General features: G+C 71.8%; 13 protein-coding genes. 8 read left to right on the forward strand and 5 right to left on the reverse strand.

Translation table 11 applies throughout. The annotated features are described in order from the left end of the window. Nucleotides 1-166 precede the first annotated feature (166 nt). A complete protein-coding gene (locus tag JWQ92_RS03485; RefSeq protein ID WP_297343070.1) occupies nucleotides 167-955 on the forward strand; it encodes a carbon-nitrogen hydrolase family protein in 789 nt (262 codons plus the stop codon). 150 nt (nucleotides 956-1,105) lie between these two features. Here the strand turns inward: JWQ92_RS03485 and JWQ92_RS03490 are convergent, their stop codons facing one another. Next, the gene (locus JWQ92_RS03490) at nucleotides 1,106-1,645 is read right to left on the reverse strand and encodes an AAA family ATPase (RefSeq protein ID WP_297343071.1); all 540 of its coding nucleotides are present in this window, start codon (nucleotides 1,643-1,645) and stop codon (nucleotides 1,106-1,108) included. After that, the gene (locus JWQ92_RS03495; protein WP_297343072.1) at nucleotides 1,642-2,844 is read right to left on the reverse strand and encodes an aminotransferase class I/II-fold pyridoxal phosphate-dependent enzyme; all 1,203 of its coding nucleotides are present in this window, start codon (nucleotides 2,842-2,844) and stop codon (nucleotides 1,642-1,644) included. Before JWQ92_RS03495 ends, JWQ92_RS03490 begins: the two co-directional genes overlap by 4 nt. 115 nt (nucleotides 2,845-2,959) lie before the next feature. On the opposite strand from JWQ92_RS03495, the gene JWQ92_RS03500 reads away from it, so the two are divergent. After that, complete coding sequence (locus tag JWQ92_RS03500; protein WP_297343073.1) at nucleotides 2,960-4,384, forward strand: trypsin-like peptidase domain-containing protein; 1,425 nt, start codon at nucleotides 2,960-2,962, stop codon at nucleotides 4,382-4,384. 90 nt (nucleotides 4,385-4,474) lie between these two features. Further along, nucleotides 4,475-6,361 carry an alpha-amylase family protein gene (locus JWQ92_RS03505; RefSeq protein ID WP_297343074.1) on the forward strand — a complete coding sequence of 629 codons (1,887 nt, stop codon included), beginning with the start codon at nucleotides 4,475-4,477 and terminating at the stop codon, nucleotides 6,359-6,361. 3 nt (nucleotides 6,362-6,364) lie between these two features. Here the strand turns inward: JWQ92_RS03505 and JWQ92_RS03510 are convergent, their stop codons facing one another. Beyond that, nucleotides 6,365-7,114 carry a hypothetical protein gene (locus JWQ92_RS03510; RefSeq protein ID WP_297343075.1) on the reverse strand — a complete coding sequence of 250 codons (750 nt, stop codon included), beginning with the start codon at nucleotides 7,112-7,114 and terminating at the stop codon, nucleotides 6,365-6,367. Between the two features lie 108 nt (nucleotides 7,115-7,222). Here JWQ92_RS03510 and JWQ92_RS03515 point away from each other — a divergent pair, with 108 nt between their 5' ends. Next, a complete protein-coding gene (locus JWQ92_RS03515; RefSeq protein WP_297343076.1) occupies nucleotides 7,223-7,645 on the forward strand; it encodes a hypothetical protein in 423 nt (140 codons plus the stop codon). A 5-nt stretch (nucleotides 7,646-7,650) separates the two neighbouring features. Here JWQ92_RS03515 and JWQ92_RS03520 read toward each other — a convergent pair whose 3' ends face one another. Both JWQ92_RS03520 and JWQ92_RS03525 read right to left on the reverse strand, forming a co-directional pair. After that, on the reverse strand, nucleotides 7,651-8,388 hold the full coding sequence (locus JWQ92_RS03520) for an ABC transporter ATP-binding protein (RefSeq protein ID WP_297343077.1): 738 nt from the start codon (nucleotides 8,386-8,388) through the stop codon (nucleotides 7,651-7,653). A gap of 1 nt (nucleotide 8,389) precedes the next feature. Further along, entirely contained in the window at nucleotides 8,390-9,211 is an 822-nt protein-coding gene (locus JWQ92_RS03525) for an ABC transporter permease (protein WP_297343078.1), read from the reverse strand. A gap of 657 nt (nucleotides 9,212-9,868) precedes the next feature. Here JWQ92_RS03525 and JWQ92_RS03530 point away from each other — a divergent pair. The 4 genes from JWQ92_RS03530 to JWQ92_RS03545 all read left to right on the forward strand — a co-directional run bounded on the left by JWQ92_RS03530 (nucleotide 9,869) and on the right by JWQ92_RS03545 (nucleotide 14,657). Continuing rightward, entirely contained in the window at nucleotides 9,869-10,699 is an 831-nt protein-coding gene (locus tag JWQ92_RS03530) for an ABC transporter ATP-binding protein (protein WP_297343117.1), read from the forward strand. 161 nt (nucleotides 10,700-10,860) lie between these two features. After that, complete coding sequence (locus JWQ92_RS03535; RefSeq protein WP_297343079.1) at nucleotides 10,861-12,660, forward strand: glycosyltransferase 61 family protein; 1,800 nt, start codon at nucleotides 10,861-10,863, stop codon at nucleotides 12,658-12,660. Nucleotides 12,661-12,786: 126 nt separating this feature from the next. Further along, nucleotides 12,787-14,355 (forward strand): ABC transporter permease, encoded by a 1,569-nt coding sequence (locus JWQ92_RS03540; RefSeq protein ID WP_297343080.1) that lies wholly within the window; start codon nucleotides 12,787-12,789, stop codon nucleotides 14,353-14,355. Nucleotides 14,356-14,390: 35 nt separating this feature from the next. Then, nucleotides 14,391-14,657, forward strand: coding sequence for a DUF3039 domain-containing protein (locus JWQ92_RS03545; protein ID WP_297343081.1), 267 nt, complete (start codon nucleotides 14,391-14,393; stop codon nucleotides 14,655-14,657). The last annotated feature ends 1 nt before the right edge of the window (nucleotide 14,658 follow it).

Consider the following 14,658-nt stretch of genomic DNA (forward strand, 5'->3'; position numbering starts at 1 on the left):
GCAGTCCGCCTTCCAGCAGACGAAGGCCGACCACGAGTTCACGGTGCAGGAGAAGGAGCTCGACGAGAACACCGTGCTCACCCGCGAGATCCATCGGCTCACCGTCGAGCTGCACCAGATGCAGAAGACCGCGTCCGGGGGCGACTCGGCCTCGTAGGCTGCCCCCGTGCAGGTCGCCGTCGCCCAGTTCGCTCCCGGGTCGGATCCCGAGGCGAACGCGGCCGCCGTCCGTCGTCTCGCGACCGAGGCGCGGCAGCAGGGCGCCGACCTCGTCGCATTCCCGGAGTACAGCTCCTACTTCGAGCCCCGGATGGGTCCCCGCTTCGCCGAGCACGCCGAGGACCTCGACGGGCCGTTCACCGCTGCCGTGCGGGCCGTCGCCGCCGGCGTCGGGCTCACGGTCGTGTTCGGCCTCGTCGAGCGGGCGGGGGAGCGGTTCCGGAACGCCGCGGTCGCCGTCGACGCGCGCGGCGTGCTGGCCGTCTACCGGAAGACGCACCTCTACGACGCGTTCGGCGCGAGGGAGAGCGACTGGGTCGAGCCGGGCCCGCTCGACGAGCCCGCGGTCTTCGAGGTCGGGGGCGTGCGGATCGGCCTGCAGACCTGCTACGACGTGCGGTTCCCCGAGGTCACGAGGCGGATCGCGGACGCGGGGGCGGACCTCGTGGTGATGCCGGCCGACTGGGTGCCGGGCCCGCGCAAGGTGGCGCACTGGCGCACCCTGGTCACCGCGAGGGCGATCGAGAACACCCTCTACGTCGCGGCTGCCGGGCAGGTGCCGCCCGGCGGCGTCGGCACGAGCCTCATCGTCGATCCCCGTGGCGACCTCCTCGCCGAGCTCGGCGACGAGCCGGGCGTCGCGGTCGCGCGGGTCGATGCGCAGCTCGTCGCCGAGGTCAGGCGGGTCAACCCGGCGCTCGCCCTCCGGCGCTACACGGTCGTCCCGCGGGGCTGAGCCGCCCTTCAGCTCCGCCGTGTCCAGGACGACCCGTCCGACACGCCGCCGTCGGACCCCCATGGCCCTGCAGCAGGGAGCCGGATCCGGACGACGGCGGATGCGCGGCGCGCTCCGACGGCGCGGCAGGGCCCACCGCGCGGGTGAGCCTCAACGGAGCCGACCGCCCTCGATGCCGTCGCGCAGCACGGCGTCGACCGTCTCCGCGACGCTCAGCCGGGACGTGTCGAGCCACCAGCCGATGTCCCCGAGCTCGGTGCGAAGCTCGGCGTCCATGTGCCGGAACAGGTGGCCGACCTGCTTGGTGCCGCGGTCCCGGTCGCGCTGGAGGGTCACCTCGAGGGTCGGGGCGAGCACGATCAACGACAGCGGAGCGGGAGCCGTCTCGGCGAGGAAGCCGTCGATCCAGCTGCGCCGCGAGACGGCGTGCTCCACGACCGCCGTGAACCCGGAGGCCACGAAGGAGCGCGCGAGCAGGGCGCAGTTCGTCCAGCGCAGCGCGAGCTGCCGATCCGCCTCCTCCGCAGGGGACCCGCCCGGAGGCACGAGCCCGGACACCGTGAAGTGGTGCTGCACCAGGTCGCCCTCGATGCAGGCGGAACGGGGGAGGCGCTCCGCCACCGCCCGCGCGACGGTGGTCTTGCCGGCTCCCGGCACCCCGACGACGAGGACGACCGTGGGGGGCGTCATCGGCGGCCGAGGGCTGCGAGCCGGATCGCCGCCTCGGCGAGCACGGGCTCCGACTTGCAGAAGGCGAAGCGGACGAGGGACCGCTGCTCGTCCGCCAGGGCGGGCCCGCAGAACGCGGAGACGGGCACGCCGACGACGCCCGCGAGCTCGGGCAGCCGCCGGCACAGCTCCGCGCCGTCCGTGAAGCCGAGGGGCGCGGCGTCCGCGACGACGAAGTAGCCGGCCCTCGGCACGCTGACGCCGAACCCGGCCGACCGCAGCCCCTCGAGCAGCTGATCACGACGGGCGGCGAGGTCGGCGGCGATTCCTGCGAAGACCTCGTCCGGCAGCGCCAGCCCCGCCGCGATCGCGGGCTGGAACGGCGCCCCGTTCACGTACGTCAGGAACTGCTTCACGGCGAGGATCACCGAGACGAGCTCCGCCGGGGCGGTCAGCCAGCCGATCTTCCAGCCCGTGGTGCTGAAGGTCTTGCCGCCCGACGAGATCGACACCGTGCGTCCCGCTGCGCCGGGCAGCGTCGCGACCGGGACGTGCCGCGTGCCGTCGAACAGCAGGTGCTCATAGACCTCGTCGGTGACGATCACCGCGTCGTGCCGCTCGGCGAGCGCGACGACGCGCTCGAGCACCGCCGTATCGAGCACGGCGCCCGTGGGGTTGTGCGGGGAGTTGACGAGGATCACGCGGGTGCGGTCGGTGACCGTGGCCTCGAGCTCGTCGAGGTGGGGGGCGAAGTCGGGCCAGCGCAGCGGCACGGTGCGGTGCACCCCGCCGGCCAGACCGATCAGGGCCCCGTAGGCGTCGTAGTACGGCTCGAAGGTGACCACCTCGTCGCCGGGCTCGACCAGGGCGAGCAGCGTCGCGGCGAGCGCCTCGGTCGCGCCCGCCGTCACGAGCACCTCGCGCTCCGGATCGACGTGGAGCCCGTACCAGCGCGCCTGGTGGGCGGCGATCGCGCGGCGCAGGGCATCCGTCCCGCGGCCCGGCGGGTACTGGTTGAGGCCGGCCGCGATGGCCTCCCGCGCCGCATCGAGCACCTGCCTCGGCCCGTCGGTGTCGGGGAACCCCTGGCCGAGGTTGATGGCCCCGGTCGCGGTCGCCAGCGCACTCATCTCCGCGAAGATGGTGGTGCCGGGCGTGCCGTCTGCGCGGAGCAGGCCGGCACCCGCCGCTGCCCTGCGCCACGGACCCGTCGTCGTCACCCGACCGACCCTACGGGAGGGTCCCGGCGCGCGAGGATCGTAGGAACGCGACAGGGTGCTCATAAGATCCCCACAGGCGGCCGGCGCAAGCTGAAGGGCGCTTGGAAGGAGCACCATGACCGACAGCACTGACCGGCCCGAGGAGGGCCCGTCGGACATCGCCGGCACGCACGGGGAGCACATCTCCGACAACCCCTGGGCGGCCCCCACCCGGCCCGTCGCCGAGACGCCGACCGCCCCCGCCGACACGTCTGCACCGGCGACCTCGACGACCCGAACGGCCACCGAGGACGGCTCGTCGTTCCGGGCGCCCGCGCGGCGTCGCGGCCTGCTCGTTCCCGTGGTCGCCGCGGCCGTCGTCGCCGCGCTCATCGGCGGCGGTGCCGGCGCGGGCATCGCCCTCGCCGTGCAGCCGCACGACCAGGCCGCCACCGCCTCGTCGACCACGACCGGCGCGTCGAGCGTGACGATCAACAACTCGAAGACCGCGACCGCGATCTCCGCCGTCGCCGCGAAGGCCTCCCCGTCCGTCGTCACGATCTCCGTGAACGCGACGAACGAGTCGGGCACCGGATCGGGCATCGTGCTCTCGTCCGACGGCTACGTGCTGACGAACAACCACGTGGTCACCCTCGACGGGGCCTCCTCGTCCGGCACGGTCAGCGTGACCACCTCGGACGGCCACATCTACAAGGCGACCATCGTCGGCACCGACCCCGTCAACGACCTCGCGGTGATCAAGCTCACGGGGGCCGGCGGTCTCACCCCGGCGACCTTCGCGGACTCGAGCCGGCTGAACGTCGGCGACACCGCCATCGCGATCGGCGCCCCGCTCGACCTGCCCGGCACCGTGACCACGGGCATCGTCTCGGCCCTCAACCGCAGCATCAGCATCCAGTCGTCGGCCGTCCCCAACAGCAGCGGGAACTCGAGCGGCGACGGCAGCGGCGGCGGCAGCCCGTTCAACTTCTGGAACTTCGGCAACGGCGGCGGCTCCGGCAGCACCGGTTCCACGACCTCCACCACGACGATCTCGCTCGCCGTCATCCAGACCGACGCGGCGATCAACCCGGGCAACTCGGGCGGCGCGCTGCTCGACGCGCAGGGCCAGGTCATCGGTGTCAACGTCGCCATCGCCTCGACCGGCTCGTCGTCGTCGACGAGCAGCCAGTCCGGCAGCATCGGGGTCGGCTTCTCGATCCCGTCGAACATCGCCAAGCGGATCGCGGACCAGCTGATCCAGGACAAGAAGGCCACGCACGGCCTCCTCGGTGCGAGCGTCGGCGACTCGAGCAGCTCCTCGAGCAGCACCGTCGCCGGCGCGCTCGTCCGCAGCGTCACCTCCGGGGGGGCCGCAGCGTCGGCGGGACTGAAGCCGGGCGACATCATCACCCGCTTCAACGGGGTCGCCATCCAGAGCGCCACGGACCTCACCGCGCAGGTGCGCGCCCTCGCCGGCGGCTCGAGCACGCAGGTCGTGTACGTGCGCGGCGGCAAGTCGGCCACCGCGAGCGTGCAGCTCGGCACCTACAGCGGCTGACCCGCTTCCGTCCGGCCACGGGCCGTCCGCTCCTCCCCGAGCGGGCGGCCCCGGCCTTCATAGACTGGACGGGACGGATCGGGGACGCTGATGCTCACGCTCGCCCAGCAGGCCAGGGCCGCTCGGGCCTTCGTGGACGCGGCGCTCGCAACCGAGCACGCGCCGGTCGATCCGGTGCTCGCCGGACGGCTGGACGCGCACTTCCCGATCCTGTTCGAGCACTACTCGGCCGTCTACGGCGACCGCGCCGACTGCCTCGACCGGCTGGCGGATCTCGTGCGCCTGCTCGCCGACGCGTGGGCCGAGCGTGCCGACGACCTGAAGGTGCTCGACGCCGCGCGGGAGGCGGATCCGGGCTGGTTCCTGTCGAACCGGATGCTCGGCGGCGTCTGCTACGTGGATCGGTACGCCGGCGACCTGGAGGGCGTGCGCAGCCGCATCCCGTACTTCAAGGAGCTCGGGCTCACCTACCTGCACCTCATGCCGCTGTTCGCCGCGCCGGAGAGGAACTCGGACGGCGGCTACGCGGTCTCGAGCTACCGGGAGGTCGCCCCGGCGCTCGGCGACATGGCCACGCTGCAGAGCCTCGCGGCCGACCTGCGCGTCGCCGGCATATCGCTCGTGGTCGACCTGATCTTCAACCACACGAGCAACGAGCACGCCTGGGCGCAGCGGGCGCTCGCCGGCGAACCCGAGTACGAGGCGTACTACCGGATCTTCCCCGACCGCACGATGCCCGACGCCTACGACAAGACGACGCGGGAGATCTTCCCCGACGACCACCGCGGCTCCTTCGTGCAGCTGCCGGACGGCCGCTGGGTCTGGTCGACCTTCTACTCGTTCCAGTGGGACCTGAACTACGCGAACCCGGCGGTCTTCAACGCGATGGCGGGGGAGCTGCTCTTCCTCGCGAACGTCGGGGTCGACATCCTGCGGATGGACGCGGTCGCATTCATCTGGAAGGAGCTCGGCACGAGCTGCGAGAGCCTCCCGCAGGCCCACACCCTGCTGCGCGCCTTCAACGCCGTCTGCCGGATCACCGCGCCGTCCGTGCTGTTCAAGTCGGAGGCGATCGTGCACCCCGACGAGGTGGTGCAGTACATCTCGCCCGAGGAGTGCCAGCTCTCCTACAACCCGCTACAGATGGCGCTCACGTGGGAGGCGCTCGCCACCCGTGACGCGTCGCTGCTGTCCCAGGCGCTCGAACGGCGGCACGCGATCGACCCGGGCTGCGCCTGGGTCAACTACGTGCGCAGCCACGACGACATCGGCTGGACGTTCGCGGACGAGGACGCGGCCGAGCTCGGCGTCGACGCGGCCGCCCACCGCCGGTTCCTGAACGCCTTCTACGTCAACCGGTTCCCCGGCAGCTTCGCCCGGGGCGTGCCCTTCCAGGAGAACCCGCGCACCGGCGACGCCCGGGTGTCCGGCACCACGGCGTCCCTGGCCGGACTCGAGTCGGGCGAGCCGGGCGCCGCGCAGCGCATCCTGCTGGCCCACGCGATCGCGCTGTCCACGGGCGGCGTGCCGCTCGTCTACCTGGGCGACGAGGTCGGGCAGCTGAACGACTACGGCTACCTCGCGGATCCGGACCACGCGGGCGACAGCCGCTGGGTGCACCGGCCGCCCCGTCCCGCCGACCGCTATGCCGAGAGGAACGACCCAGACAGCGACGCCGGCACGATCTACCGAGGCATGCGGCGGCTGATCGCCGTTCGGCGGGCGACCGACGAGCTCGCCGGCGGCGCGCTCGTGGGGTTCCACACACACAACCCCCATGTGCTCGGGTACCAGCGGCCGGGAGCGTCCGGCGCCGTGCTCGTGCTCGCGAACGTGTCCGACGCCCCGCAGCTCGTGCCGGCCGAGGCCTTCTCCGCGCTGCCGGCGACCGCCGTCGACCTGCTCACCGAGGCCGAGACGAGCCTGTGGGCCGACCTCGAGCTCGCGCCGCTCGAGTTCCTCTGGCTGCAGGTCTGAGGTTCAGGACTCGTCGGGACCGGGCAGGCCCTTGCGGGAGCCGACGGTCACGCCGTCCGGGAAGGCGACCGGCGCGGGCCCGAAGGCGCTCCGCGTCGCGGCGACGACCTTCCGGCCGGCGAGGTGGTTGCCGGTCCCGCCGAGCACCGCGCCGATGCCGAACGGCACCGCGCGGAGCACGACCGAGGCGCCCTGCCGCGTCGCGAAGCGCTGCACGAAGCGACGGCGGATGCGCTGGGTCAGCCGGTTCAGCAGCTGCTTCGGCAAGCGCTGGGTGACCATCTCCCCCCAGTAGGCCGCCCGGTTCGGGCCCGTCCCGCTCGCTTCGCCGGCGAACTGCTCCACGAGGTTCGCGCCGACGGGACCGAGCATGAGCGCCATGACGAGGGTGCTCGAGCGCTCCGCGTCCTCGAGCGGCAACCCGTGCAGCTCCGCCACCGACTGCCCGAACATCGCGCTGGCCTCGAGGAAGCCCGCGGTCTCGGCGCCGCTGATGGCGATCGACGCCGCCGTGCCGACGCCCGGCATCAGGGCGACGGCACCGACAGCCGCACCGCCGGTCGTGACCGCAGTGAGGTAGCGCTGCTCGAGCACCGCGATCACCTCGGCGGGCGTCGCCTCGGGCTTCTGCTTCCGGATGGAGCGCAGGTGTGCGAGCACGACGGGCCGCTGCACGGACAGCAGCCGGTCGAAGCCCTGCTTGGTCCAGCCGGACTGCAGCCGGTCCGGATCGATCTTCGGTGCTTTCGCCATGCGGGGGATCCTAGGAAACCGCCCTGGCACCCCGCCGACCGTGCGCCGGATCCCCGCCGCACTCCGGTGCTAGCGTCGGTCGGTCCCGCCAGCGAGGAGCCAGTGCCCGTGCCCATCCCGTTCTTCGGCCCCGCCCAGACCGACGTGTTCATCCCGGCGCTCGCCTGGTTCTTCGTCGCGACGGTGCTCGCGGTCGTCCCGGTGGTGCTCGGTCCCCTGCTCGCGCGGATGCGACGCGGACGCGTGCTGACGACCGTCGCGGTCGCGCTCGCGGTCCTCGCCGTGGTCCCGGGGGTCGCGCAGGCCGTGCAGGCGTTCAGCACCCTCGGTGGGGAGCACGCGCTCGTGCAGAGCACCATGGCCGACCGCTACGGCGTCGCCGTGACGCCGGAGCAGACGTCGAGCCTCATCGAGGGCGGCAAGGTCGTACTTCCGACGACCGGCTCGTCCCACACCGTCCACCTCGAGGAGGTGGCACCGGGGCAGTACGCGCCGGTGCAGTCGGGCGTCGGGCCGCTGCCGGCCCGCTGACGGCCTCAGCCCGTGTAGTCCGTCTCGTACCGGTTGAACGCTTCCTCGATCCCGCCGTCGAACTGCAGCCGCCCCTTGTCCAGGTAGAGGCCGCGCTGGCAGAAGCGGCGGAGGTCGCCCGAGTTGTGGGAGACGAAGAAGAGCGTGCGGCCCTCCTCGAGCATCTCCTCGATGCGGGCGTAGCACTTGTTCCGGAAGCCGCGGTCGCCGACGGCGAGCACCTCGTCGACGAGCAGGATGGGCTCGTCCATCCGCGAGACGACGCTGAACGCCGCCCGCACCTTCATGCCGGACGAGAGGTGCCGGTACGGGGTGTTCACGAAGTCCTTGATCTCGGCGAACTCGATGATGTCGTCGAACTCGGCGTCGATCTCGGCCTTCCGCTTCCCGTGCAGGCCGGCCGACAGGTAGATGTTGTCCTTGACGGAGAGGTCGTCGACGAAGCCGCCGGTGATCTCGATCAGCGGCGCGACGCCGCGACGCACGGAGATGCGGCCCTCGTCGGGCAGCATGACCTCGGCGACGAGCTTCAGCAGGGTCGACTTGCCCTGCCCGTTGCGGCCCACGACCCCGATCGACTCGCCCTGCTGCACGTCGAAGCTGACGTTGCGGAGCGCCCAGAACTCGTCGGGCTTCGCCCGGCGCTCGCCGGTGGCGAAGAGGTCCTTGAAGCTGCGGGAGCGCTGCCGGTTGCGCTTGAACCGGATGCCGACGTCGTCGACGGAGATGACGGGCGTCGCCACCTCAGATCTCCTTCAGCACGCGGGGCACGCTGCGCCGGAACACGACCGTGCCGATCGCGAGCAGGATCAGCGACACGATGGCCGACTCGAGCACGTAGACCCAGTCGAGCACGGCCGGGAAGAAGCAGGCCCGGTACAGCTCGAGGAACCCGACCACCGGGTCGAGTCCGTACAGGAAATGCAGGACCGGGTTGCCGAGCTTGAACGAGTAGATGACCGGCGCGCCGTAGAACAGCACCCGGGTGACCAGCTTCACGACCCGCTCGAGGTCGCGGAGGAACACGGACGCCGGGGCGATGATCAGGTTGAGCCCGACGGTCAGCACGATCTGCAGCACGAGCGCCAGGGGCAGGTAGAGGAGCGCCTCGAGCACCGGGGCCTTCAGCGTGACGAGCGCGAAGAACGCGATCACCGGCAGGCTGATCAGGAACTCGATGCCCTTCGACGCGATCTGCCGGAGGATCCAGATGCTCCGAGGGATCTTCACCGAGCGGATGAGCTTCGCTTCCGACCGGAACGCCCGAGTCGCATCGGAGATGTTGCCGCTGAACCACGTCCACGGCAGCAGCGCCGACAGCAGGAACAGGACGTAGGGCTCCTGCCCCGCTCGGCCGTGCGGGATGATGAGCGTGAAGACGAACCAGTAGATCCCCGCCATCATCAGCGGATCGATGATCGACCAGAGGTAGCCGAGGGCGCTCGTCGTGTACCGGACCTTGAGGTCCCGCGTCGTGAGCAGCCAGAGCGCGTGCCGGTAGCGGGTCCAGTAGCCGGGGCGACGCGTGGCCCGAACCGGTCTGGTCGCGGTCACGGCTGCGGTCACGGGAGTCCGTTCGATGTCAGGGTCGATCCCGCGGCTGGGATCGGGCGCACGGCGACGGGCGGGCGCCGGGACGCCATGCTAATCGACCGCCCCGCTGTCGAGCGGTTCCGCGGGTTCCGGCGTGCCAGGTCGGCTCGTCGGAGCGGTTGCTAGCGTGCGGGTGTGACTCCAGCAGCCGACGGTGACCGGACGGATCGCGAGGAGCAGCAGCCTGCGCCGGCCGCGGACCCGTCGACTCCGCGACCCGCGGCGAAACGGCCTGCGAGAGCGAAGGCGGCGAGCGGCACGCCGGCCACCTCGAAGCGCACCACCGCGTCGCGGGCGAAAGCCACCTCCGGAGAACCCGGCGCCAAGCGCTCCGGCCCTCGCTCGACCGGGGGCACCGCGGCGCGCTCCCGGCCCGCCACCGCACGGGACGAGGTCGCGGCTGCGAACCAGGGAGCCGCGGTCCCGAGCCCTGACAGGACCCCCGAGCCGGCGCCCGCCGCGCTCGTGGACGAGCCGCCCACACGTGAGCTTCCCCCCGAGCCCGACGAAGCGACCCGCGAGCTCACGAAGGAGTTGCCGCCTGCCGTGCCCACGGAGCCGGGAACGCGGGCCCGGGCGGGGGAGACGACCGCGAGCCTGCCGGTCCCGGAGGACGAGCCCACCGTGAGGATGCCGGCGGCCGGCCCCGCCGCCGCTGCGACGGCTCAGGCGAGGGACGGGGGCTCGTCGCGCCTCAAGAATCGTCCCGTGCTGCGGATCGAGGGGCTCACGAAGCGGTTCGGACCCACCCTCGCGGTCGCGGGGATCGACCTCACCGTGCAGCCGGGCTCCTTCTGCGGGATCGTCGGCCCGAATGGCGCCGGCAAGACCACGACGCTCTCGATGATCACCGGACTTCTGCGGCCGGACACCGGCTCCGTGCACGTGCACGGGATCGACGTCTGGCGCGAGCCGGAGCGGGCGAAGCGCGCGATCGGCGTGCTGCCCGACGCGCTCCGTCTCTTCGACCGGCTCTCCGGCGCGCAGCTGCTCCACTACTCCGGCGTCCTCCGCGGGCTCGATGCGAGGACCGTCGAGCAACGCAGCGCCGACCTCGTGCAGGCGTTCGGGCTCGAGGACGCCACCGGCCGCCTCGTCGCCGACTACTCGGCGGGCATGACGAAGAAGATCGCCCTCGCCTGCGCGATGATCCACTCGCCGCGACTGCTCGTGCTCGACGAGCCCTTCGAGTCCGTCGACCCGGTGTCAGCGGCGAACATCGTCGAGATCCTGCAGCGCTACGTGCGCGCGGGCGGCACGGTGGTGCTCTCGAGCCACGGCATGGACCTCATCCAGCGGGTCTGCGACCACGTCGCGATCATCATCGGCGGCCGGGTGCTCGCCTCGGGCACCGTCGACGAGGTGCGCGGGGGCCAGAGCCTCGAGGACCGGTTCGTGGACCTCGCGGGCGGCCGGAAGGCGGCGGAAGGGCTCGAGTGGTTGCACAGCTTCTCCGACTGATCGGGACCGGTGCCGGAGACGGCGATGATCAGCGGTTCGCCTGCGGCGACGGTGCGATCGACGCGTCGGGCTGACGGGAACCTGGATGGGCGGTGCACGCCGCTCCGACCCGCAGCCGAGGACCCGCGGCGGCAGGATCGCGCGACCTATGCTTCCGGACGATGACGTCCACATCCGCGAAGACCCTGGCGCGTGCTCGCCCGATCGTGCGACTGCTCGCTCGGCATCTCAGGCGCGTGAAGCACGACATCGGGTTCCGAGGATCGCTCGTCAGGAGGGGCGGTCTCCTCGGCAGCGCCGTTCACGCTGCGAGCGCGCAGGTGGCGACGCCGCGACATCCGGACGTCGACGTCGTCGTCCTCGGCGATGAGGGCGTGGCACGACGACTGGGGCACCGGCCGGGTGTCCGGGTGCACCTCGTGGTTCCTCGCACAAGGGGCACTTCGCCGGCGCGAGCCGGGCTCGACGAGAGCGCCGACATCGACGAGATCCACCGGGCGCTGCGCCTGATCCCGAGGCTCGGGGTGCTCGTCGACGGCCTCGGCGGGAGCGAGCAGGAGCGTCGACTCCGCCAGCTGCTGTACTACCTGCTTCCTCATGGCCGGTACGTCGTTCTGCGAACCGATCCAGCCGTCGCGGAGCTCCTCGCTGAACTCGACCGCATCCGACGCGAGCCGGGGTTCTCCCCGAACGGCGAGGGCAGACTCGGCGTCGCGCATCGCGAGCCCGACGCGCGGGTCGCGACGCGCCGCCTCGCAGGGGCGGTGCTCGACCAGCACAAGGTCGGTGGGTCGGTCGTCCTGCACAAGGGCCTGAATCACCTCCTCAAAGTGCGGGAGGACGACATGACGGAGGAGTTCGTCCGGGCTCGCATGCAGGACTGGACGACGGAGCAGGTGATCGCTCCGGCCTCCACCGTCACCGAACTCGCCCCGCTCAGCCTGAATCGAGCGGATCTGAGGTGGAAGTTCCCGACCTCCTTCAGCCTTCCCCCGATGGTGTTCAGGACCTACGACGAGGTGTCGTGCGCGCCGCGACAGATCGTCTTCCGCGACAACCTGCTGCTGCCCGACGCGATCCGCCTCACTCGCCGCCCCTATCCCGAACAGGTCTTCACGAGGGACGTCGACCTCCGGTTCGTCCGCCTGCCGCAGCCGTACGGCAAGCTGCCGATCCTGAAGGGGTCGTACTACTACCTCGACGACGAGCATCCGAAGGTCTACGGCCACTTGCTGACGGACATGTCCGGGCGACTCTGGGGGTGGGACCGGGCGGTGCAGGAGGATCCGAACGTCAAGCTGCTCGTGTCGACGCCGACCGAGAAGGAGACGGAGCTCCCCGATTGGATGCAGAACCTGCTCGACGCCTACGGCATCGAGCGCGATCGGCTGCAGGTGCTCAACAAGCCGGCTCGCGTGGAGCGTCTGTACGGGGTGACGCCGCAGTTCGTGAACTTCTTCTTCGGCTACGCCGATCCATCGATCAGCCAGGTGTGGAACCGCTGGCGCGACCGGGTGCTCTCGATGCGACCCGTTCCGGAGACACCGAAGCGGGTGTTCGTCTCTCGGCCGCCCGGCGGGACCCGCGACTGCCGCAATGCCGCGGAGGTCGAGAGCTTCTTCGCCGACGCCGGCTTCGAGGTGATCCTCCCGGCCGAGCATGATCTGCACACGCAGGTCGCGATATTCGCCAATGCCGAACGGCTCGCGGGATTCGGAGGGAGCGCGATGCTGAACGCGGTGTTCCGCGGGCGAGACCGGCAGGTCCTCGTGCTGCAGCCCGAGAGCCACCATGCCATCAACGAGTTCCTGATCTCGTCCGTCTACGGTGATCCGGTCACGCAGCACTTCTCGCGGGCGGAGCTGGCGGGGAGCGGTCCCGGCAACGACCTGTACCAGTCACCGTTCACGGTCGACCTCGCGGGAGACGGGGAGCTGTTGAGGGACTTCGCCTCGTCCTAGTCCGGATCGCTCAGCCGGCCGCTGACGGCGGTGCACCATGACCATCTGCTCGGATCGCTGGGCTACGGTGGGGTGGGCATCCACACCACAGCGGCAAGTGATTCCTGATCAGGGGCGTGTTCTATCGTGATCGCGGAGTTCCTCCGACTGAAGCTGCAGCTCACCGCCAACGCGTTCCGCCGCAGCCCCTGGCAGGTCGTCGGCATCGCGATCGGCCTGCTCTACGGCGCCGCGGTCACGATCCTCGCCGTCGTCGCGCTGATCGGCCTGCGGTTCGCGCCGGTGTCCGTCGCCGGGCCGGTCGTCGTGATCGGCGGATCCATCACCGTGCTCGGGTTCCTCGTCGTGCCGCTCGTGCTCGGCGTCGACGACACCCTCGACCCCCGCCGCTTCGCCCTGTTCGGGCTCGACCGAACGCGGCTCGCCGTCGCACTCGGGGTCGCGGCGCTCGTCTCGATCCCCGCACTCGTGATCGCCCTCGTGGCGCTGGCGACGATCGTGACGTGGTCGCGGTCGCCCGGGGCGTTCCTCGTGGCGCTCCTCGCCGCGCCGCTCACCGTCGCGATCTGCGTGCTCGTCGCGCGGATCAGCGCGGCCGCGGCGGGGCTGCTGCTCGCCACCCGGCGGTCGAGGGAGGCGCTCGCCGCGATCGCGGTGGTGGGGCTCGTGCTGCTGTCGCCGATCATCGTGCTGCTCAGCACCGTGCAGCTCGGACCGTCGGGCGCGCACGACGCGGCCGTCGCCTCGGCGGTGCTGGGCTGGACGCCGCTCGGCGCCTCGTGGGCCGCACCAGCGGCCGTCGCCGCCGGCGACGCCGCCGGGGTCCTGCAGCTGCTCGAGGCGGCGGTGACCGCCGGCCTGCTGGCGCTCGCCTGGCGCGGGCTCGTGGCGACGACGCTCGTGAGCCCGACACGGCACGGTCGCCCGCAGTCCTACCGCGGACTCGGCTGGTTCGGCCGCCTGCCCGCGCGGCCCGGGTGGGCGATCGCGGCCCGCAGCCTCACCTACTGGAGCCGCGACGTCCGCTACCGGGTCAGCATCCTCGTCGTCCCGATCACGCCGGTCGTCATCGTGCTCGTGCTCGGCTTCGTCGGGCTGCCCGGCCGCTGGCTGGCGCTGCTGCCCGTGCCGATCGTGGCGCTCTTCCTCGGCTGGGTGTCGCACAACGACATCGCCTACGACAGCACGGCGATCTGGCTGCACGTCGCGGCGCACACCCGCGGCGTCGCCGACCGGCTCGGCCGCCTCACCCCGGTGCTCGCCGTCGGCGCCCCGCTGCTGATCGCCGGGTCGATCGTCGCGGGCGTGCTGTCCGGCGACCCCGCGGCGGGGTTCGGGGAGCTCGGCGTCTCCGGCTGCCTCTTCCTCACCGGCATGGGGCTCGGATCCGTCTCCTCGGCCCGCCTGCCGTACCCCGTGCCGCAGCCCGGCTCGTCGCCGTTCCAGCAGCCGAACTCGTCGAGCGGGCTCACCGCGGCGGTGCAGTCGCTGACGTTCCTCGGGCAGTTCCTCCCGGCGATCCCGGCGATCGTCTTCGCCCTGCTCGGCGTGCTCGACGGCGACGGCTGGTTCCTCGTGTCGCTCGTCGCCGGGCTCGGGATCGGGTCCCTAGTGTTCGCGATCGGGCTGCAGCTCGGGGCCCGGGTGTTCGAGCGCCGCGGTCCAGAGATCCTCGCCTCCGCCGTCCGGATGTGACACCGCGTCCGCCGACTGCGGCATACCCTTGGCGCATGCCTCGCGACAGCACCACCGAGCCCGGCGGCGGCACCTCCACGCTCGATCGCGAGCTCGAGGAGCTGCTCAACGGCGAGCAGATCGACGACGGCGACCACGACCGGTTCGCCCATTACGTGCAGAAGGAGAAGATCGTCGAGTCGGCGGTCACCGGCAAGCCGGTCCGGGCCCTCTGCGGCAAGGTCTGGGTGCCCGGCCGGGATCCGCAGAAGTTCCCGATCTGCCCCGACTGCAAGAAGATCTACGACACCCTGCGCGACTGAA

Source organism: Amnibacterium sp. (genome assembly GCF_025463795.1).
In the GTDB taxonomy this organism is placed as follows: Bacteria; Actinomycetota; Actinomycetes; order Actinomycetales; family Microbacteriaceae; genus Amnibacterium.